We start from the raw sequence: 19,336 nt of genomic DNA, 5'->3' as shown, positions 1-19,336 counted from the left end.
TGTTTGCGCACTTATTCAGTCAGTTATGTTATTACCTAGTATTATTAAATGAGAATATTCTCATTTAAGTTGCGATTAATGAGAATATTCTCACTATATTTGAACAATAATTATTAAGATATGCCAAGAAGAAGACGTTTAAGAAGAATTGTAGCTCCTCCCGGCTTTAAAGGTTTTAAACCTTACGGCCATGTTGAGAATAAAACTGCAATTGATCTTAATTACGAAGAGTACGAAGCTATAAAGCTGGCTGATTATGATTTAATGAATCATGCTGAAGCCAGTAAATTAATGGGTGTGTCACGTGCTACTTTTGCTCGTATATATGAAAGTGCTCGACGCAAAATTGCAAAAGCATTGGTTGAAACAAGCGAAATAAAAGCTGTCTATGGAAATGCTCACCTCGATAATGATTGGTTCGTGTGTAATAAATGTCATGCACGTTTTAACCTCCCTAATAGTACCGAAAATGCATGCCCTATCTGTCAATCAGAAGTGATTGAACGAATACAGGAAAAATAAATTCAAGAAAATTAAAATGGAAATAGTAATTACATCAGCAGGAGATAAGTTAACGGACAAATTCGATCTTCGTTTCGGACGTGCCGCTTATTTTTGTGTCTACAATACCCAAGATAAAACAAGCAAGTTTGTTTCTAATGATATTGTAAATGTCCAAGGAGGTGCGGGAACCAAATCGGCAGAGAAAATGATTGAATTAGGAGTTAAGCGTGTTATCTCCGGCGATTTTGGACCAAAAGCAAAACAACTATTAAATAAATTTGAAATTCAAATGGTGATGCTTGATGAAAGTGACAGTACCATTGAGTCGATCATTGCCAAGATTTCTAAATAATTAAAAATTATGCCACGATTTGATGGAACCGGTCCATCAGGGCAAGGTCCTGATACCGGACGAAGTAAGGGAAAATGTCGTTCAAACGACAAAAAAAATGCTGATCAACCTGGAATGGAAAGAGGCATGGGACGAGGACGAAGAGGAGTTGGCAACAATGCTGGCTCTCGTTTTAGATTTAGATCTGGAGACTTGTAATGGTTTCGCAGATTTAAAACACCAAAGATGAGTGAAAAGCAGGTGATGATTTTCATTGCCTGCTTTTAAATTAAAACATTCAGATCATGAAGAAATCAACCATCAATTACTTTATTGATGCCCTCCTGCTTTTGTGCCTATGTGCCATTACCGGGATAGGCATATTAATCAAGTACACACTTCCACCTGGCCGAAGCAAATGGGCTGAGTTCGGTTCAAACCATAACATGCTTTGGCTTAATATGGATCGTCATCAATGGGGGCAGATACATTTCATTATAAGTATGGTGTTGATAGCTTTATTAGTGTTTCATATCGCATTACATTGGTCCTTTGTCACGAATGTTACAAAGCGATTGATAAAATCATCATCGATTAAAATTGTTTATACGGCTCTATTTATAACTCTATCAGCACTTTTCATTTCATTCCCCTTTTTTGTAAGCCCTACACTTGGAAGTGAATTTAAACATAGTCAGCATTTAAAGGTCAATAGTGAAACCGCTGTAAAAACACATGAAGCAACTAACGAAACCATAGTTGTAAGTGATGTCGTAAACGTAAATACTTCTCAAGTTACCAAACATGCTTCGCACAAAGATTCCGATCATCGCTATCAATCTCATGAGATTAATGGTAGAATGACTTTACAAGAAGTAGCTGAAACCTATAATGTACCACTGAGTTTCTTCAAAAAAGAGCTTGAGCTTCCGGATGGAATTGACCATGCAGCAAAATTGGGCCGGTTACGAAAGCAATATGGTTTTCATATGTCGGATGTTGATAAGGTGATTGAAGCGTATCACAATTAATACTTTAATGCGATTATGCTTAACGCTTGTTAAAATGTCATTGTTGAAGTATTGTTAATTTCATTAATCATAATGCTCAGGCAATTAATTTAGTTTGATGTCAATAAAAATAGCAATTGCAAGTGGTAAAGGAGGAACAGGCAAGACCACTGTTTCGGTTAATTTGTTTCATTTTATAAAAGAAAACATTACTCAATCAGTGCAATTGGTAGATTGTGATGTTGAGGAGCCAAACGATGCTATATTCTTTCCAAACTATCAAGTACAAGAAGTAATTGATGTTAATCAGCTAATCCCTACAATTGATCACGTTAAGTGTACTTATTGTAGGAAATGTGTTGAATATTGCGAGTTTAATGCCATCGTCATTATTGCTTCTAAACATTATGCTGATGTAAACCCAGCATTGTGTCATTCATGCGGTGCTTGCGCATATATTTGTCCTGAAAATGCCATTGAGGAAAAAGCACATTTAATTGGTGAAATTCAGCCATTTAACAACAGTTGTCAACCTCCATTGTTGGAGGGGCGCCTGGTAATTGGTTCACCTATGCAAACAATGGTTATAAAAGACCTTGTGAACAGTTCGTTGTTAAAAGCTGATATTCAGTTATTGGATGCTCCTCCAGGAACCAGTTGCCCGGTTGTTGCCACGCTTAGTCAAACAGACTATACAATTTTGGTTACAGAGCCAAGTCCTTTTGGCTTACATGATCTAAAACTTATGATAGAGTTGCTTCACGAGATAAAACAACCTTTTGGTGTAGTAATAAACAAAGCAGATGATCAGTTTCCTGAGATGGAGGAATACCTTCTGAAAAGTAATATTGAGGTAATTGGTAAAATTCCTTTCTCAACGAATTATGCCTACCTGTATGCGCAAGGAAAAATACTACAGAATATTTCTGAAGATATACAAAAAGTATATGAACAAATACTAACACAGATTAATAGTAAAGTGCAGATATATGCATGAGATAACCATATTAAGCGGGAAAGGAGGAACGGGTAAAACCACTATTACAGCTGCATTTTCCTCGTTGGCTGAATCTGTCGTGATTTGCGATAGCGATGTAGATGCTGCCGATTTGTTTTTAATTATGCAGCCTGAAGTAAAGCAACAAGATGCTTTTATTAGTGGATGGAAATGTACTATTGAATCAACTAATTGCATCCAGTGTGGCCAATGTGTAACACAATGTCGTTTTAATGCGATTATCGAAAATAAAGATGGTCGGCTTGCGATTGATCCTTTTGCGTGTGAAGGGTGTCGTCTTTGTGAGCGTATTTGCCCTCAGCAAGCAATAGTAAGTACCAAAAATAGTGGTAATACATGGTTTGAATCCGAAACTCGATTTGGTCCTTTTATTCATGCGCAGATGGGTGTTGGAGAAGAAAATTCAGGCAAATTAGTTTCTTTTATCCGCAAGAAAGCAAAGGAAAAAGCCATTGAAACTTCAGCTCAATATATCATCAGTGACGGACCACCCGGAATAGGATGCCCTGTGATTGCTTCGATAACAGGTGCAAAACAAGTGCTTTTAGTTATCGAGCCAAGTCAAAGTGGGTGGCACGATGCCAGTCGTTTAATCAATTTGATAAAGAATTTTAAAGTGTCTGTATCGGCCATTATCAATAAAGCTGGCATTCATCAGGAATTGGAATTAGTAATCAAAGATGAATTAGAGAAATTAGCCATTCCAGTACTTGGCGAAGTGCCATTTAGCATGCTTTTCAGGCATGCAATGATTGAACAGAAGAACATCATTGAATATGCCCCGAAATCAAGTGAAGCTGAAATAATTCGATCGATATGGAAAGCTCTGATAAATACAGATAAAGTATTCAAACTAAATAAACAAGAAAGTGAGTATGTCAGATTTTAAAATGGTTACTCCAATAAAAGAAGAAAAGTTTTTACCTAATGTCAAGAATATTATTCTGGTGGCATCTGGTAAAGGAGGAGTGGGAAAATCAACTATTGCGGCTAATCTTGCAGTAAGTTTGTCGCGCGAAGGTTTAAGAACAGGTCTTTTGGATGCCGATATATATGGGCCATCAAGCCCTATTCAGTTTGGTATTGCTGATCAAAAGCCGGAAATTATTCAAGAAAATGGTAAGAATTACATTAAACCTATAGAAAAATATGGGGTTAAGATTATGTCCATTGGCTTGTTGACCAATAAAGAAGATGCAATGATTTGGCGCGGACCAATGGCATCAAATACCTTAAAGAAGATTATTAGCGATACTCTTTGGGGCGAATTAGATACACTTGTAATTGATATGCCACCAGGGACAGGTGATATTTGTATTACGCTATCACAGGATATTAAGCAAGCTCAGGCTTTAGTGGTAATCACACCTCAGCAATTGGCTGTAGCTGATGGCCGTAAAGCACTGGCCATGTTTGATCATTCAAGCATTCAGATACCCATACTTGGCATTATCGAAAACATGTCGTGGTTTACACCTGCTAAACATCCAGATGAAAAGTATTTCATCTTTGGAGAAGGGGGAGGACAAGAGTTAGCCAAAGAATTTGGAGTGCCTCTTCTCGGACAAATTCCATTGGTAATGGATATTGAAGAGATGAGTGATAAAGGTTTGAGTGTTTATCATTCTACAAATAAAAAAACACATCAGGCTTTTGAAGAGCTGTCAATTAAAGTAATTGATTGTCTTGCTTTAGCAAAGTAATATTTACGGAACGGTTCTTTATTTTAAACTGTAATTAAAGAATCGTTCCATAATAATCGAAACTATCTAGTCATCATCATCACTCATGTCCGATGATTCAACGTTATACATTTCGTCGGTGTAGTAATAAACGATAACCTGGGCTGTGTCTCTCAAAAAGTTCATCTTGCCTAGTTCGTATCGATGAATAGGTAGGCCAGTGCGTTCGCGCAGGTCGTCGAGCAATTCGTGTTTCTTTCCCAGCTTAATCAGTTCAATTCTCTCGTAGATAACCAATTTGCTTGATTCGTGTTCGAGCAACCAAACACGTTCAAGTGCAAAGGTTATCGCTATAACAAAGAAGTTTGTTAAAGCTATTTCAGCATAGCTAACATGATTACTACTTAATGCATTAATTACCGAAATACCAATTGTAATAAAAAGGTAGGTCATTTCCTTAATAGGAATTTGAGTTGTACGGTAACGAATAATACCGAAGATGGCGAATAGGCCAAGGGCAAATCCCAATTGTAGTTTAACACTTTCGAGCAAGAAACAAAGTAAAAAAACGATTGTACTTATAAGGATGAAGGTGAATAAATAGTCCTTGCGTTTGGCTGTTTGGTAATAAAGTAATCGAACCAAAACAAGTGTTACAAATAGGTTAAATGAAAATCGAAGGAATAATTGAAGTAGATCTGTCCAGTTGACTAAACTGGTGTTTAGTAGATAAATATCCATATATGAATTACTATTTATTTAATTGTTTAAATTTTTGAATCATCCCAAATTTCTTTTTGAGGCGATTCGATTTTATGTGCGAATTCAACGACGCTGCACCAAGGCAATATTTGCTGCACGATTCGGGCTGTATTTTATGCTTCCGGAGTATTTGCATGCCAAATGAGGATGCCGAAAAGTGTTCTTGTTTTAATTCAATAATGACTGCCTCGGGGTAATTCACTTTGTTTCCGGTGTTATCAAAAAACGATAGCTTAAAATCAATGGTTAAACGTTCTGTTTCACCAACGAGTGTTACGCGATTGAATTGGTTTGAGAGCTTCAGTTCCAGTTCATCTGTTTTATAGGGACTATTTTCTTCAATGAAGCTCATCTCCATTTCGTTGATTGAGTTTGCTTCTTCTTTCTCAATGCGTTTCTTGATTGTACGACGTTTATTGTTTTTAAACTTCACTTCAAGAAAGTGTTGACCTGAGGCTACGTATTCTCTTTTTCGAACTTTAAATCGATTCAGTTTACCATTTTGATGTGCCTCGTACATGCCAAATTCCTTGGTGTCGTAGTATTCCGTTTTGTATTCGAATAATCTGTCGCTTTCAATCTCAAGAATTTTATAATGCGTCGACATTTGTTCCAATATAACAGGCAACAGACCAGCAGGAGCAATGAATTTCGTGTCAATCCGATTCATTAAACTTACGCCGTTCATATCATCCAAGGAAATGGGTGAAAACCGTTTAAGTACAGTTACGATGTCCATTTTTTCTAATGATAATGCTTCTGTCATATTTATTTTGTTCTATTTTTTATTTTTCTTTTTGTGCTTCAGGAATTTCGGTTTGTACTCAATTCCTACAAATAATACATTAACTAAATCAGGTTCTGCCACATTAAAGTCACTTTGGCGGCGATACGATACTTTGGCACTTGTTCGTTTGTTAATCTTTTTCTCTACGGTAACATAATAGCGCTGTTTCCATTCTCCAACATCTTTTGCCGGCATCAGGCTGAAATAATATTCAATTCCCATTGATGGTTCAAAATACCAATCCTTATCATCGTATTTAAGCGCAAATTTATGACGATGCCCCATGTAATTAATCTGGCCATCAGCCGATGTGTTATAATTTACCCATTCATTTTGCAATTGCCCACGATAACGCCATTTAAAATGACCTGTTTTAAGCTGGTACTTTACAAAAATGGCAAATCGATGAATGCGCCTATTATAATTTTGCTTTTCATAATTTACTGCATAACGGTATATGCCTCCCACATCAAACTTCTTGGGCAAATCATACGACAAGCTAAATTCGGTTTGCCAATTACTCAACTGACCAGCATTCTCAAAAAAACGAAGTTCAGGCTCCAGACTATAAGTCCATTTTTTATTGATTTCACCTTTAATTGTCAGATTGTACCAAGTTTCAAAATCCTCATATTGAGCTTTTGTACTATGATACAAGAGGAACAGGGTTAATATTGTAAGAAACAGTTTTTTCACCATGATTCTTACTTAATAACCACAATGTCATCAACAATAACTTCTTGTTTTTTCGATGATATTGTTACTTCTCTTTTTATTGCAACCAGCTCTGATGTTGTATTGTAATCGAAACTTTTATCCTTTGAATAGGCAAAGATAGTATAGCTTCCTTCGCGTAAATATGAGAATTCGAAATAGCCATCGTAGCTTGTTGCCACTTTATCGCCATAATAAGGCTCATCGCCATAGATGATGTATACGTCATAGTCCTGAGCCGGATAGGTGTCGCGTAAAATGGTGAAATCGAAATTGTAATCTTCAATAATTACTTTGCCTCCTATTTTAGCAGATCCTCCTTCACCGGGTCCTTTCTCGCAAGAAGAAACAAACAGGGTGATGAATATTATTAATAGGTTGAGATATCGTTTGTGTTTAGGTATTGCCATTTTTTTGTTGCTTAGTTAATGATGATAATCTTAATACACTCTTGTCCTTGTATACTGCTCAAGCGCAGAAGATAGATGCCATTGTTTAGATTGGAAGCACCTGTCCACATAATTGTATGTTGATCGGCATGAAATACTTCATGTCTGATAGTTTCGATTTTTGTTCCGTCAATATTTAGTAATTCAAGCTGGTATTCTTCTGTTTGTTCCGCAGTAAACTGAATAGTTGCTGAATTATGCACCGGGTTTGGCAGGCATTGTAAGTCAGCATTTAATTGAGTTGTTGGATTAAAAATACCTACATCATCATATGCTCTGTTAGGGTCTCCTGGCGTTCCACCATCTTGTGAAGCCTCCCAGTTTTCGCCCAATTCATTTTTTTCTGAAGGGCTGAGTAGTTCGATGGACGCTCCCTGTCCATTGGCTTCGTCAGGCCAATCTCCGTTAGGATAGTAATCAACGGCATCTACCAAATCACCATCGGAATTATACAGACGCAGATAATCACCCGAACTGCTCAGACCAAATTCAAAATCACCTACAACATTATTCACCATGGGGTAGGTTGTTTTAAACTTGACTTTGTCTTTACATACTACAAAATAGGCTTTGGGCGCCAATAATATGTCATGGGGAATAACAAATGCTGAATCCTCTTGTGTATCGCTAAATACCCAATCTTTTAGATTTACCGATGTCTTACCTTCATTGCATAATTCTATCCAGTCTCCTGGTTTAATGGTTTCAGACGACTTGTAGAATACTTCATTAATAACAATGGAAACATCATCTTCGGATGCGGCTTCAAATACGGCTGTTTGCGATCGTTGTGTATTCAGGTAAAAATCCCATTCGGCTTTGCTATATGATAAATCACCTTCCCATTTGACAAAACGATATCCAGGCCTAGGCACTGCATGTATTCTTGTTAAATGATTGCTATAGAAGGAAGCAGAATGAGGGTAGTCATTAATTGTTATATCATTGATAATTATATGGCCACCTTCGCTTGATGAAACATCTACACTTAAATAGTGTTCATCGTCGAATCCAAGTATATCTTTTACATGCTGTTCAAAATGCCGAGGACGATAATTAGAAAATGTCTTTAGGCGTGCCACTTCGTTACTCCAATGTGTGTAATCCAAATCCCACCTGTCACAGTGCGCTTTCATTTCCTCGGAATAGATGTTTTTGAGCGAATCAATTTTTTCATTCATCATTGATGGTTTCCAGTAGTGCTCCAGATAATCATTCGCCCGCTGCGCCATCTTGGCCTTAAATTTATTATTGGCTTTTAGGGCTCTGAATAGTTTGGTCGACCAGGGTGGATTTGGCCAATTTGGACCATTGCTAGCAAGTGCATCAGCCAATGAGTTGTATTGGTAATTATTTGTATCGTATAAACCGAAGCCAAAATCCGTATCGTACATGATCCATCTGTATCGGCTTTTAGAACTAGTCGTGTTCCAGAATTTGATATTATTGCCTGGCCAATCTCTATTATCAATAAATGTTTGAGCTAGTAAATAATCGATGTAATTATCAACATCGATGTACTCAGCCACTTTTTCGTAGTTTTCCTCTATCGTTAAACTATTTTTACTGATAAAATCTAAAAGTTCTTGATAGGCCTTATCATTACCATTCACAATTTCACCACCTAATTCAAGAATGTTTACACTGTCGTTACGTATAGATGTGTGATCGGAAATAAAGTGCTCATTTATTTTTTCACGCAAATTTAAAATTCCCCAATATTCCCCATTGAGATAAATGGCTGTAGGTTGGAAACCTTGATTTTCTATATCAAGGGGCTCCATAATTGAGGCCACTAACCCATCTCTGAGGTGAGTGCTGTAAAAATCGTTACCCGAATTACGAATAACAAGTGCTTCAAACTTGTCGTTATCTCTGTTTTGAAAGAACTTATAATTAAATGAACCATCTCCGTATTCTTTACGGGCGAAGAGTGCCATTGATTTTAAAGGATGAGCTCTCGACCAAGCGCCATAAATTTTAACCCCTGCACCCTGATCAATTTGTTTAGTGCCATCTTTATCGTAGTACTCGAAATGAGCAGGTTTCTCCCAATCTTGCCAAAAATTTGCTCCCCAAAATGGATTGTCCGGACTTGCATTTGGTCCTTTCACATAAATGCCTGTTTGATAATCCCATAAATTATTGGGATCAGTTGAAAGACTGATAATAGGAAGTGTATGTTGTTTGTTTAGAATATATGTTTGTGTTAATACCGGACCTGCTAATACCCCATCATCCATAATTCTTGCACGAATAACTGTGTCGGTGTTAATCTTTATTTCATCACTGAATAGGTAACTTGTTTTATCAGGTATTGAACCATCGGTACTGTAATAGATTTTACTGTCACCTTTATTTGGGTTCGATAAGACTAGGCTTAACTGCCCCTGATGATTTCCTCCAGGTATTGAAAACTGTACTGAATCTGTTGTCAGTTCGTTTGATGAGTTTCCTATGTTAGCAGCTCCCGGAGTAGGTGTGTCGAAATAACTCCATTGTTCATCTCCGTCTGTTTGACGTCCGAGAGATATGTCAGCTAATAACTTTTTTCCTTGTATAGAATCAATAAATACTTTGTTTTTGAATAGGTATAATGATTCTCCTCCAGCTTTTATTTTAAAGTTGGTATGCAGGTATGATGTTGGTAAATTGATGTGCTCTGAGGCCTCATGTCCTTCACTATTTTTTAAACCCAGGCTAAAGAATGGAATGCAGCTTAGATCGGACGAAGTATTGGAGTAATTATGAATCTGAATGGCTAATACATTAATACCTTCCGTTAGTATGCTTTCCCAATTGTGTACCTCAAACTGATTGGGAGGAAGGCCTTGGTACATTTGTGCCTCATGCTCCCAATTGTCAGCCGTTTGATCAAATGAAACAAAACTGCCTGCAGTTCCAAGATTATCTCGAGCTATTTCTACGCCATTGAGGTAGGCCACAAAACCATCATCATAATCAAGGTGTAAGACAGCCTGAGCAATATTATCAAAATCAGTAATGGTAAATTGTTTTCTAACGAAAAAGCTTATGCACGATTCAATAATTGTTTCATCATCATCATCTCCATAGCCAATGCCCGAAGCACCATTTAACCATTGACTGTCGTCATAATCTGCAGTTTTCCAAGTTGTTTCTGGCTCTTGATCAGGAATTATATATTTTAATTCATCACCTTTATCAATGATGGTATTCCATTCATTAACAATATTGAAACGATTTTTACCCGAAGCAAAAATAAGCATGTGCTTTTTTGATGCGAGAGTTGTTGATGGTAAAGGCCACTTTAACGTGTCGGATAAATCGTCCGATAAAAAATAATTACTAAGGTCTACAGTTTGTTCAGAGCTATTGTATAATTCAATCCAATCCGGATAATCACCATCTTCATCTGTTAAGCCAGTAACATTGGATGAGACAAATTCATTTATTTTTATTTGACCGATGGTCAGTTGGGGTATAAGTAATGTTAAAAAATAACATAGTAATAGTATACTTCTTAAGCTTTTGGATTTATTCATGTATATATGTTACAGGAAATGTGCCTGTAATGTTACCTTTAATTGAGAAGAATACAAAAAAATAAACCTCACAATTATCTCACATATCTATTAAATTGAAAAGCATAAGGCCTTAAATAATAATTATTTGCAAATATTGACACTTACACTCTCTTACTAATTACGTCCTCAAAAGCAGCTTTTATGTCCTGCGATTCGGCCAGTTTGTCGTTAATAATACTCGTAGTTGTAATGACAGCTTTTAAGCACAATTTTTCATCTGGTAGGCGATAGATATCTTGATGGAAAATGTATCTAAGGCCTTTGTGCTCTACTCTTGTGCGTACAACAAACTGATCGTTACTGCGAAGAGGTGTTTTGTATGCTAAATCTGCGCGAGCAACCACGGCCACTATTCCTTTGTCATAAAGCTCCTTGAAATTAAGACCTATCTCATCCAGAAATTCGTGACGCGTATGTTCGAGGTAATTTTGGTAAACAGAGTTATTAACGATTCCCTGCAAGTCACATTCGTAATCTCTTACTTTAAATTCTAATTCGTAATCGTATATCATGGCAATGTTTTGCTTGTTAATCATCGGCATCAGCGTCCATGCCTTGTTTTGATTCTAAGTTGCTTAAGTCTGATGTTGGTTCACTCTTTTCATTCTCCGCATTTATAAAGTGTAGATCGCGCTGCGGGAATGGGATTGTTATGCCAGCTTCTTTGAAAGCTTTATCAATAGCAACTCCCACACGACTTTTGGTACTTAAGCCATAATCAAAGGCAGTCCAAAATAATACGCGAAAATCAAGCGAGCTATCACCAAAACCTTTGAATATAATGAAAGGTGCAGGTTTTTTTAATACACCTTCTTGCACACCTACTACTTCTTCGAGTAATTGCAGAACTTTTGTTGTGTCAGTTCCATAGCTTACCCCAATTAATAGTTCCTGTCGTTTTCTTCGATCAGATAGTGTCCAGTTAATCATCTCATTGGAGATTAAATTGCCATTGGGCACAATGACTTCAGCACCATCAAAAGTCCGCACCGTACTAGCTCTAATTCCTATTTCTTTCACCTCGCCCATCAGATTCAGGTTACTAATCTGTAGAATGTCGCCCACCTGAACAGGCCGCTCGAAAGCAAGGATTAATCCTGATACCAGATTGTTGAATATGTTTTGCAGGCCAAAACCAATACCTACACCTAAGGCACCGAAAATGATGGTAATATTACTGATATCTATTTCGGCAGCTCCAAAGGCCAGAACGAAACCAAAGGCAATTAGTATCAAACGAACAATCATAGATACGGCTCCTGGAACACCTCGGGGTAATTCGAAGTGAGTGAATATTTCGTCGTTGAGAATGAAGCGAATGAATTTGGACACATATAGTGCAATGGTTAGAGTAATAAAAAAAGCAAACACATTGCCCAGGCTAATGGCAACTGACCCTAAGGCTAATTCTTTCACCATTAATTCCTCGAGCCAGGCATATAATGAATCGTAGATCATAAATGAGTTTAAACTCATATGTAACCAATAGGCAATAATGGAAATGTTGGTTAGTTTATATAACCATTTTAATATTTCATCGGGATAATGCTCAAAGGTATTTAATTTACCAAGTGTTTTGTGGCGAACGATTAAAACGTAATAGCTTTTTAATACTTCTGAAGCTGATAATAAAAGAATACCACCAAAGATGAGGTTAACTGTGCCTCTGAATAAGATAGATGAGAGGTAAGAATTACCTATGGCATTAATAATTATTGAAAGGCTGATGGTAATAATTCCGATACGTAAGAAAAACGTATTGAAAGGGAATTTAATATCCTTGTTGATTTTTTTATTCCTTTTAAAGTGATTTAGTAAAGAGCCTAGAATATATAGTGTTATAAGGCTGTTTGAAAGAATTATCAGTCGGCTAAATATTATCAACTCGGTAAAAATATCGCTAAAAATAGAAAGGAAGAAAACGAGTGCCGATAAGTAGAAAAAGCGTTTGGGGATTTCGGTATAAATATTGGATGTTAATCCCAGAAGAGGAACGATTAAAAGCACTTTGTAAATATCTCGAACATCAGTTGGGACAGAATTAAAGAATAGGTTCAAAAATAAAACACTCAATAAAATAATCGAAGGCATTGGGTGTAAAATACAGTAAAGCCTTTTATCGATAGGAGCATTTTCTTTTTTTACAACAATTTTATCGTAACGGTATTTTATGTAGACAGTAAACCCAAATAATAATACAACAATGATAATGAATGAAATGAAGAGATCAGTGTAAACATGTTTTGTGTTTATGAGATCTTGTGTTCTGGAATCAGCTATGTTAGTTATTCGTTCTTTTACATTTGTTGAATCGGTATTTGTTGAGAAAAGCGCCCAAAGAGGTGGGCTGTCGATGGTGTAAATTTTTGATTTAAACGAATCTTGTATCTTATCTATGTTGGTTATTATTTCATCAAGATAGATTAAGGCTCCGGTTAACTTGTCTTGACCTCTTAGGAGCAGGTTGTTACGATTGGTTAGTTTTTTGTCTAAGTCATTTATGTTTTTAAGATTTGACTGAACTCGATCAATCACCTCAGCTGGACGTTTATTCTCTTTAACTCGTACCAATGTTTTTTGCCATTGAAGCTGGTATAAGTTTATCTCTTCTTTTTTCTCACCAAGTTGAGTTGATTTTTCTACAAGTCGCTTTCTTGTGCCATCAATTTGGGATTTAGTATTGACCAATTTCAGACGTAAACTCTCCGTTTGTCTGAAATTCATGTCTTCAATATCAATCGTTTTAATGTTTTCCTGATATTCTTTAACCTGTTCCAGTCTTCTGTTTACTAATGAGTCCAGATGTTCGAAATCCTTTTCAGATTCGAGATTCTGTTGCAGTTTTCTAGAAAAAGAAAGCGTTCGTTCACTTGCTGAACCTAAATCTTCGATGGCGAAAGCTTTTATTTTTTTTGTTTGAGCTGTATCCGTCTCAGATGTTAAATTCTGAGAAGATATATTGCCAATGCTGTTAAGAAATAAAACGAGTATTAATATGAACCTATATGTTAGTGGCATACAATATAATTTTAAATCAAATGAATTTAGTAAATGCAAAAATAGAAACTTATACCATTTGTATTCAAAATCCGATAGCTATCGGATGATTGATAAAGCATTTTGCTAATTATCCCGATAATTATCGGGAGTTAATGCCGAAATAAAACCATAGATTGATTTTTTATCAATCGTTTTGGTTCGTAATCGGATTACTATCAAAGATAGATAATTATTTCTTTAACAGTCGTAAATTCGTTGGAGCAAAAAAAGCAGCAGACAATTTTGCCTGCTGCTTTACCAAACTAATGAACAATCTATCTTTAGATAATAAATTTGTACACGCAGGTGTGTTTGTAAGTTTCTTCCGGTCTTAAAACAGCATTTGGGAAGTGCTCTTTGTTTGGCGAATCTGGGAATATCTGAGTTTCCAAAGCTAAACCAGCCCACTTTACAATAGGTGCTCCTAACTTACCAGTTTCTGAACCATCAAAATGACTTCCGGTATAAACTTGAATACCTGGCTGATCGGTATATACTTCCATTTCACGACCACTTTCAGGATCCGACATGCGAGCTGCTAAACGTAACATACCATCATAGCCATCAATTACAAAGTTGTGATCAATGCCATCTACTATTTTTACCTGTGGGCAATCTGCAGCACATGCTTCGCCTACGGTTTTTGGCTCAACAAAATCCATTGCAGTGTCTTTAACCTCTGCAATCTCACCGGTTACTGTTCCTATTTCGGCAGAAATTGGAGTGAATTTTGAAGCATTTAGTTGTAGATTTTGTCCTTCAACGGTTCCTGTACCAGCACCTTTTAAGTTAAAATAGGCATGACTGGTTAGGTTAATGATGGTCGCTTTTGTTGTGTTGGCAATGTATTCAATTACAAATTCATTCTCTTCTGTAAGACCATAAATCACTTCAACCTTAAGTTCACCAGGATACTTCTGATCACCGTCTTTGCTTGTAAGGCTTAATTTGTATGCCTGAGCAAATTTATTCGTGTCATAGGCTTCAACTTCCCAAATGCGGTTGTTAAAACCGTCGCTACCACCGTGTAGGTGGTTTTGGTCGTTATTGCATTCCAACTGGTATTTTTCACCGTCAATCTCGAATTGGCCTTTTACCACTCTATTGGCGTATCTTCCGCAAAGGGCACCAAAATAGCCATCTCCGGCTAAAGCTTCTTCAATGGTTTCATAACCAACCACCACATCTGCTATAGAGCCTTTCGAATCAGGTACATTAATAGAAGTAATTTGCCCACCGCGACCAATGAATGTTACTTCAACATTATTTCTATTCTTTAATTTGAAAACGTCTGCTGCTTTTGTCATCGTGAATGTTTTAAGTTTAAACAGGCACATGCCTCTTACTTCATGTGCCTGGTAACACTATTACAACTCTAATTTAATAGATCCTTTTGAACGGATAAACAATTTATGACAGTTACCTTCACCAAATACAGACTCTAAAGTTGAAGTGTACTCATCTAATAAATCATTTGGTACAAATGCCTGTATAGTACCAGCAAATCCGCCACCATGAACACGCCATGCGCCTTTCCCTTTTAATATCAATTCACTCATTGATAATGCTAGGGCTACATTCTGATGTTTAGCTTCACCTCCAACAAAGATATTTTGGTTGTACATGTATGAACTGTAACCCGACTCGACTACCATTCCCAAGAAATCTTGAAATTTGTTAGCTTCCAAAGCAGCTACCTGCTCTACAACACGAGCATTATCTCCCTGAAAGTGAATCGCACGCAAGATTGCACGATCGCCAACTTTTTCGCGGATAGTAGGTATTCCTTTTACTACATCTTCCATTGATAAAGGACGAAGAACTTCGTGTCCGAGTTCTTTGGCAACGGCTTTCATTTCTCCTGGAAGCGAGTTGTACTCTTCGTCTAATCCACCATGACTTCCGCCAGTGTTGGTAATAACTAAAGAGTAACCTGTTTTTGCAAAGTCAAAATCTAGTGCCTTAACAATAGGGTTTGCTTTATCAGCAAAGTCAATGGTAATGAAACCACCAACAGCACAAGCTGTCTGATCCATTAATCCACAAAACTTCTTACATGCATGCTCAGCCTTCTGACCAATTTTAGCATTGTCAACTGGATCTAATTTGCCATCGTTAAATAAGTTACTAAAGATGGCTCCGATTAATACTTCAAATGATGCCGAAGAGCTTAGACCTGATCCTTCAGGTACACAGCCATGAATTACTGCATCAAAACCAGCAATTTCGAAACCAAGTGCTTTAATCTCTTTAGCAATGGTTCTAACAATGTTTCCAGGAGTTAATTTAAATTCAGTAACCTCTAATTCACCAAGATCAACTTCGAAAGGATCGAAACCAACAGACGTAATTCGTACTTTGTTTGTGTTGTTTGGTGCTGCAACTGCAATGTTATCAAGGTTTACTGCGCCCGCCAATACGCGTCCTAATTGGTGATCGGTATGGTTGCCACCAACCTCGGTACGACCAGGTGAACTTAAAAGTGTTAGATCATCTGTTCCATAAATGCTCTTAAATTCATTGATATACTTGATGTAACGATCAGCTTGTTCTTTTAATACCGCTGTATCTGTTCCATATAACTCTTTAAAAGGGGTATTATCACCACCGTTTATTTTTGCAATTAATTCGTTAATCTTCGACATAACTTGTTGAATTTAGTATGATTGATTATTTAGCTTTGTAATGAGTTGTTGGTAGGGCACGTAAACGATCAGCTGCTTGTTCTGCAGTGATATCACGTTGTGCATTGGCCATCATTTCGTAGCCCACCATGAATTTCTTAACAGTAGCTGAGCGTAATAACGGTGGATAAAAATGCATGTGAAGATGCCATTCTGGATGATCTTCGCCATCGGTTGGCGCTTGGTGTATACCAGCTGAATAAGGGAACGAAACTTCAAACAAGTTATCATACATGATGGTTAGTTTCTTATAAGCATCAGCTAATGCCATCTTTTCATCCTCGTTAAGTTGAGATAAGCTCGAAACAGCTCTTTTGCTTACAATCATTGTTTCGAAAGGCCATGTTGCCCAAAAAGGCACTAATGCGACAAAATGATCGTTCTCAACTAAGATGCGCTCTTTGTCTTTTAGTTCTTCCTTAAGGTAATCGCCCAATAAAGTTTTTCCATTGGCATCGAAGTACTCTTTTAGTTTTATTGATTCTTTCGCTGGCTCAACTGGTACTGAGTATTGTCCCCAAATCTGACCGTGGGGATGGGGATTACTACATCCCATTATGTCACCTTTGTTTTCGAAAATCTGAACATGATTGATATAATCCAGTTTTCCAATTTCCTTGTATTCTTCAGTCCAAAGATCAACTACTTTTTTAATGTTTTCAACCTTCATTTCAGGAATGGTTAGATCGTGGCGAGGAGAAAAGCAAATAACCTTGCAAAAACCTTTTTCGCTTTCAGCACGGAACAAGTCTTTTTTCTCAAATTTACCTTGCGGTATGTCTGGAACCAAGGCGCTAAAGTCGTTCTGAAAAACAAACACATCTTTGTATTCAGGATTACTATGCCCACCTATGCGCTCGTTGCCAGGGCATAAGTAACATTTTTCGTCGTATTGAGGACGTTGATCGGCAGCAGGTTTTTCAACCTTACCTTGCCATGGGCGTTTAGTGCGATGGGGTGACACTAATACCCAATCTCCATTTAAGGGATTGTATCTGCGATGTGAATGTTCTGTAAACTGGAAAGTTTCCATTGTAAATTGATTTATAATTTCTTAGTGTGTTATAATTTTAAGGTATTTTTAAAAATGGGCTCAACTGTATTGCTTTCAAAATCATCTTTAAACTTAAAGTAGTATGCACCTTTCTTAGATTCTGACATGTCTTTTTCATCGAGCTGTTTAAGCACTTTTAACGAAAGTACTTTCTTTCGAAAGTTGCCCGGATCAAAGCTTTTTTGAAAGATGTCGTTATATAAATTGCGTAATTGCGTAATTGTGAACTTTGATGGAAGTAATTGTCTGCCTATTAAATTGTAAGTAGCCTTTAAGCGCAGTTTTTTTATAGCGATTTCCAACATCTCGTTATGGTCGAAAATTAAGTTTGGTAACTCCGAAATAGGAAACCATTTAGCACCATATTTTTCGATAAGCTGATTGCTGTGTTCTTCAATGTTAATTAGAGCATTGAAGGCTACAGTTAACACGCTTCCCCCCGGGTCACGATCAGGTTTTGAGAAGGTTTGAACTTGCTCCAGGTAAACATCGCTCAGCCCTGTGATAAATTGTAATACACGTCGGGCAGATTGTTCGGCCGATTCATCTTCCTTTATCCAGCCGCCTATTAATGACCATTCGCCTATGGCGGGCTCAATGATTCGTTTGAACAATAGTATTTTAAGTTGTTCTTGTTCGTAGCCAAATATTATACAGTCAACTGAGAGGTATCTTTTACTTTTATCGTATTGGTCGTAAATCATAACTGGAAAATTAACGAATCAAATATAAAAGTAAAAATGACTTTTAAAAAGTTTTTAAAGGTATTTTTTACTTTTATTAAAAATAAGGTTCAGTTATACATTGGAAAATTTGTGTGTTATATGATTTTTAGAAATCTGGGTTAAGTAAAAGTTAAGAGACCAATGGGGAAGTGAAATATATCAAAAAGGCTGTCAAATTGTTGACAGCCTTAGATGATTTTACCTTTTAATATAATTAGTTAGGATTTTGAATGTCGCCGCCGCCAAAGCCGCCACCGCCTGTGCCACCTCCTGTTGAAGAAGGTTCGCGTTTGCCCTTGTACATAAGTTGTCCGAAGAATTGTAATTGTTGTCCAGCCGTAGCATAACCTGAGAATGTAAAGTTTATATAGCAATTGTTCTCAATGCCAAAAACTAGATTAGAAGCTAATATGCTTCCATAGTTGAAACCTATGAGTGATACATTTTTTACATTGGATACTTCTTCGTATCCATTTGGATGAAGAGTGTAGTCATAGTCAAACTTAATGGTTACAATTGGGTTGATTAGTGGCGGGCTGTACACAACCACTTCTGTTGATACTGATTTGTTATTCCAAGTTTTTTGAGAGAATATATTTGTTGCACTGATGAGCAATGCTGTTAATAGAATGTACTTTTTCATAATTTAAATTTTTGTAGTGTTTTAAGGTAAAATCATTATTAAAATCTTAAACGTTAATAATGTATTTATTAAAACGTAACAGGTTGTTTTAATCAAATAAGTACAGCTCCTTGGTGAATGTGATATTTTAATTGATGAATGCAGTTTTTTTGTTGATAAATAAAATAAGCAAAATAAATATTATATAAACATCTATATTAGGTGTTGATCCCTGATCCAAAAAAAGAGCTGCTTTATATCGTATAAAAAAAGGGTCATCTCAAAATTTCTTTTGAAATAACCCTTCATCTCGGTGGTGCCACCTGGAATCGCCCCGATAGCTATCGGGGCAGGGACACCTGGATTGTTTTTAATAGTATTTTTCAAGA

The 19,336-nt window shown here is 36.7% G+C and carries 19 protein-coding genes; 7 read left to right on the top strand and 12 right to left on the bottom strand.

Annotated features, from left to right (window positions below; all coding sequences use genetic code 11):
* Window positions 1-120 precede the first annotated feature (120 nt).
* From ACRD7B_RS11245 to ACRD7B_RS11215, 7 genes are all read left to right on the top strand, one after another.
* Complete coding sequence (locus ACRD7B_RS11245) at window positions 121-522, top strand: DUF134 domain-containing protein (RefSeq protein WP_430824655.1); 402 nt, start codon at window positions 121-123, stop codon at window positions 520-522.
* A 16-nt stretch (window positions 523-538) separates the two neighbouring features.
* Window positions 539-856, top strand: a complete 318-nt coding sequence (locus ACRD7B_RS11240; protein ID WP_430824654.1) for a NifB/NifX family molybdenum-iron cluster-binding protein — start codon at window positions 539-541, stop codon at window positions 854-856.
* A gap of 9 nt (window positions 857-865) precedes the next feature.
* Entirely contained in the window at window positions 866-1,054 is a 189-nt protein-coding gene (locus ACRD7B_RS11235; protein ID WP_430824653.1) for a DUF5320 domain-containing protein, read from the top strand.
* Window positions 1,055-1,140: 86 nt separating this feature from the next.
* Window positions 1,141-1,866, top strand: a complete 726-nt coding sequence (locus tag ACRD7B_RS11230) for a DUF4405 domain-containing protein (RefSeq protein WP_430824652.1) — start codon at window positions 1,141-1,143, stop codon at window positions 1,864-1,866.
* A gap of 97 nt (window positions 1,867-1,963) precedes the next feature.
* Window positions 1,964-2,842 carry a nucleotide-binding protein gene (locus ACRD7B_RS11225; protein WP_430824651.1) on the top strand — a complete coding sequence of 293 codons (879 nt, stop codon included), beginning with the start codon at window positions 1,964-1,966 and terminating at the stop codon, window positions 2,840-2,842.
* Entirely contained in the window at window positions 2,835-3,752 is a 918-nt protein-coding gene (locus tag ACRD7B_RS11220; RefSeq protein WP_430824650.1) for an ATP-binding protein, read from the top strand. The genes ACRD7B_RS11225 and ACRD7B_RS11220 overlap by 8 nt, the downstream gene beginning before the upstream one ends.
* The gene (locus ACRD7B_RS11215) at window positions 3,739-4,566 is read left to right on the top strand and encodes an Mrp/NBP35 family ATP-binding protein (protein ID WP_430824649.1); all 828 of its coding nucleotides are present in this window, start codon (window positions 3,739-3,741) and stop codon (window positions 4,564-4,566) included. Before ACRD7B_RS11220 ends, ACRD7B_RS11215 begins: the two co-directional genes overlap by 14 nt.
* Before the next feature lie 66 nt (window positions 4,567-4,632).
* Here ACRD7B_RS11215 and ACRD7B_RS11210 read toward each other — a convergent pair whose 3' ends face one another.
* The 12 genes from ACRD7B_RS11210 to ACRD7B_RS11155 all read right to left on the bottom strand — a co-directional run bounded on the left by ACRD7B_RS11210 (window position 4,633) and on the right by ACRD7B_RS11155 (window position 18,968).
* On the bottom strand, window positions 4,633-5,286 hold the full coding sequence (locus tag ACRD7B_RS11210; RefSeq protein WP_430824648.1) for a DUF4956 domain-containing protein: 654 nt from the start codon (window positions 5,284-5,286) through the stop codon (window positions 4,633-4,635).
* A gap of 10 nt (window positions 5,287-5,296) precedes the next feature.
* Window positions 5,297-6,073: a polyphosphate polymerase domain-containing protein gene (locus ACRD7B_RS11205; RefSeq protein ID WP_430824647.1), complete on the bottom strand. Its 777-nt coding sequence runs from the start codon at window positions 6,071-6,073 to the stop codon at window positions 5,297-5,299.
* 12 nt (window positions 6,074-6,085) lie between these two features.
* Entirely contained in the window at window positions 6,086-6,793 is a 708-nt protein-coding gene (locus ACRD7B_RS11200) for a DUF2490 domain-containing protein (RefSeq protein ID WP_430824645.1), read from the bottom strand.
* Between the two features lie 5 nt (window positions 6,794-6,798).
* Window positions 6,799-7,218, bottom strand: a complete 420-nt coding sequence (locus tag ACRD7B_RS11195; RefSeq protein ID WP_430824644.1) for a hypothetical protein — start codon at window positions 7,216-7,218, stop codon at window positions 6,799-6,801.
* Window positions 7,219-7,229: 11 nt separating this feature from the next.
* Window positions 7,230-10,781 (bottom strand): CotH kinase family protein, encoded by a 3,552-nt coding sequence (locus ACRD7B_RS11190; protein ID WP_430824643.1) that lies wholly within the window; start codon window positions 10,779-10,781, stop codon window positions 7,230-7,232.
* Between the two features lie 143 nt (window positions 10,782-10,924).
* The gene (locus tag ACRD7B_RS11185; protein WP_430824642.1) at window positions 10,925-11,365 is read right to left on the bottom strand and encodes an acyl-CoA thioesterase; all 441 of its coding nucleotides are present in this window, start codon (window positions 11,363-11,365) and stop codon (window positions 10,925-10,927) included.
* Complete coding sequence (locus ACRD7B_RS11180; RefSeq protein WP_430824641.1) at window positions 11,352-13,841, bottom strand: mechanosensitive ion channel family protein; 2,490 nt, start codon at window positions 13,839-13,841, stop codon at window positions 11,352-11,354. Before ACRD7B_RS11180 ends, ACRD7B_RS11185 begins: the two co-directional genes overlap by 14 nt.
* Before the next feature lie 302 nt (window positions 13,842-14,143).
* On the bottom strand, window positions 14,144-15,169 hold the full coding sequence (locus tag ACRD7B_RS11175; RefSeq protein WP_430824640.1) for an aldose epimerase family protein: 1,026 nt from the start codon (window positions 15,167-15,169) through the stop codon (window positions 14,144-14,146).
* Window positions 15,170-15,229: 60 nt separating this feature from the next.
* Complete coding sequence (locus tag ACRD7B_RS11170; RefSeq protein WP_430824639.1) at window positions 15,230-16,507, bottom strand: galactokinase; 1,278 nt, start codon at window positions 16,505-16,507, stop codon at window positions 15,230-15,232.
* A 25-nt stretch (window positions 16,508-16,532) separates the two neighbouring features.
* Window positions 16,533-17,579, bottom strand: a complete 1,047-nt coding sequence (locus ACRD7B_RS11165) for a UDP-glucose--hexose-1-phosphate uridylyltransferase (protein ID WP_430824638.1) — start codon at window positions 17,577-17,579, stop codon at window positions 16,533-16,535.
* A gap of 29 nt (window positions 17,580-17,608) precedes the next feature.
* Window positions 17,609-18,304 (bottom strand): NUDIX hydrolase, encoded by a 696-nt coding sequence (locus ACRD7B_RS11160; protein WP_430824637.1) that lies wholly within the window; start codon window positions 18,302-18,304, stop codon window positions 17,609-17,611.
* Between the two features lie 235 nt (window positions 18,305-18,539).
* Entirely contained in the window at window positions 18,540-18,968 is a 429-nt protein-coding gene (locus ACRD7B_RS11155; protein ID WP_430824636.1) for a hypothetical protein, read from the bottom strand.
* Between the last annotated feature and the right edge of the window lie 368 nt (window positions 18,969-19,336).

The sequence above is a fragment of the Carboxylicivirga fragile genome, assembly GCF_050589805.1.
GTDB lineage: Bacteria > Bacteroidota > Bacteroidia > Bacteroidales > Marinilabiliaceae > Carboxylicivirga > Carboxylicivirga fragile.
This window is presented reverse-complemented; position numbering and strand designations above follow the sequence as displayed.

What these genes read in the sequence shown, in the direction of transcription:
- ACRD7B_RS11200 (WP_430824645.1), bottom strand. Translation starts at nt 6,793, where the DNA reads ATGGTGAAAAAACTGTTTCTTACAATATTAACCCTGTTCCTCTTGTAT.
- ACRD7B_RS11165 (WP_430824638.1), bottom strand. Translation starts at nt 17,579, where the DNA reads ATGGAAACTTTCCAGTTTACAGAACATTCACATCGCAGATACAATCCC.
- ACRD7B_RS11170 (WP_430824639.1), bottom strand. Translation starts at nt 16,507, where the DNA reads ATGTCGAAGATTAACGAATTAATTGCAAAAATAAACGGTGGTGATAAT.
- ACRD7B_RS11180 (WP_430824641.1), bottom strand. Translation starts at nt 13,841, where the DNA reads ATGCCACTAACATATAGGTTCATATTAATACTCGTTTTATTTCTTAAC.
- ACRD7B_RS11190 (WP_430824643.1), bottom strand. Translation starts at nt 10,781, where the DNA reads ATGAATAAATCCAAAAGCTTAAGAAGTATACTATTACTATGTTATTTT.
- ACRD7B_RS11155 (WP_430824636.1), bottom strand. Translation starts at nt 18,968, where the DNA reads ATGAAAAAGTACATTCTATTAACAGCATTGCTCATCAGTGCAACAAAT.
- ACRD7B_RS11220 (WP_430824650.1), top strand. Translation starts at nt 2,835, where the DNA reads ATGCATGAGATAACCATATTAAGCGGGAAAGGAGGAACGGGTAAAACC.
- ACRD7B_RS11195 (WP_430824644.1), bottom strand. Translation starts at nt 7,218, where the DNA reads ATGGCAATACCTAAACACAAACGATATCTCAACCTATTAATAATATTC.
- ACRD7B_RS11175 (WP_430824640.1), bottom strand. Translation starts at nt 15,169, where the DNA reads ATGACAAAAGCAGCAGACGTTTTCAAATTAAAGAATAGAAATAATGTT.
- ACRD7B_RS11210 (WP_430824648.1), bottom strand. Translation starts at nt 5,286, where the DNA reads ATGGATATTTATCTACTAAACACCAGTTTAGTCAACTGGACAGATCTA.
- ACRD7B_RS11205 (WP_430824647.1), bottom strand. Translation starts at nt 6,073, where the DNA reads ATGACAGAAGCATTATCATTAGAAAAAATGGACATCGTAACTGTACTT.
- ACRD7B_RS11215 (WP_430824649.1), top strand. Translation starts at nt 3,739, where the DNA reads ATGTCAGATTTTAAAATGGTTACTCCAATAAAAGAAGAAAAGTTTTTA.
- ACRD7B_RS11185 (WP_430824642.1), bottom strand. Translation starts at nt 11,365, where the DNA reads ATGCCGATGATTAACAAGCAAAACATTGCCATGATATACGATTACGAA.
- ACRD7B_RS11240 (WP_430824654.1), top strand. Translation starts at nt 539, where the DNA reads ATGGAAATAGTAATTACATCAGCAGGAGATAAGTTAACGGACAAATTC.
- ACRD7B_RS11160 (WP_430824637.1), bottom strand. Translation starts at nt 18,304, where the DNA reads ATGATTTACGACCAATACGATAAAAGTAAAAGATACCTCTCAGTTGAC.
- ACRD7B_RS11235 (WP_430824653.1), top strand. Translation starts at nt 866, where the DNA reads ATGCCACGATTTGATGGAACCGGTCCATCAGGGCAAGGTCCTGATACC.
- ACRD7B_RS11225 (WP_430824651.1), top strand. Translation starts at nt 1,964, where the DNA reads ATGTCAATAAAAATAGCAATTGCAAGTGGTAAAGGAGGAACAGGCAAG.
- ACRD7B_RS11245 (WP_430824655.1), top strand. Translation starts at nt 121, where the DNA reads ATGCCAAGAAGAAGACGTTTAAGAAGAATTGTAGCTCCTCCCGGCTTT.
- ACRD7B_RS11230 (WP_430824652.1), top strand. Translation starts at nt 1,141, where the DNA reads ATGAAGAAATCAACCATCAATTACTTTATTGATGCCCTCCTGCTTTTG.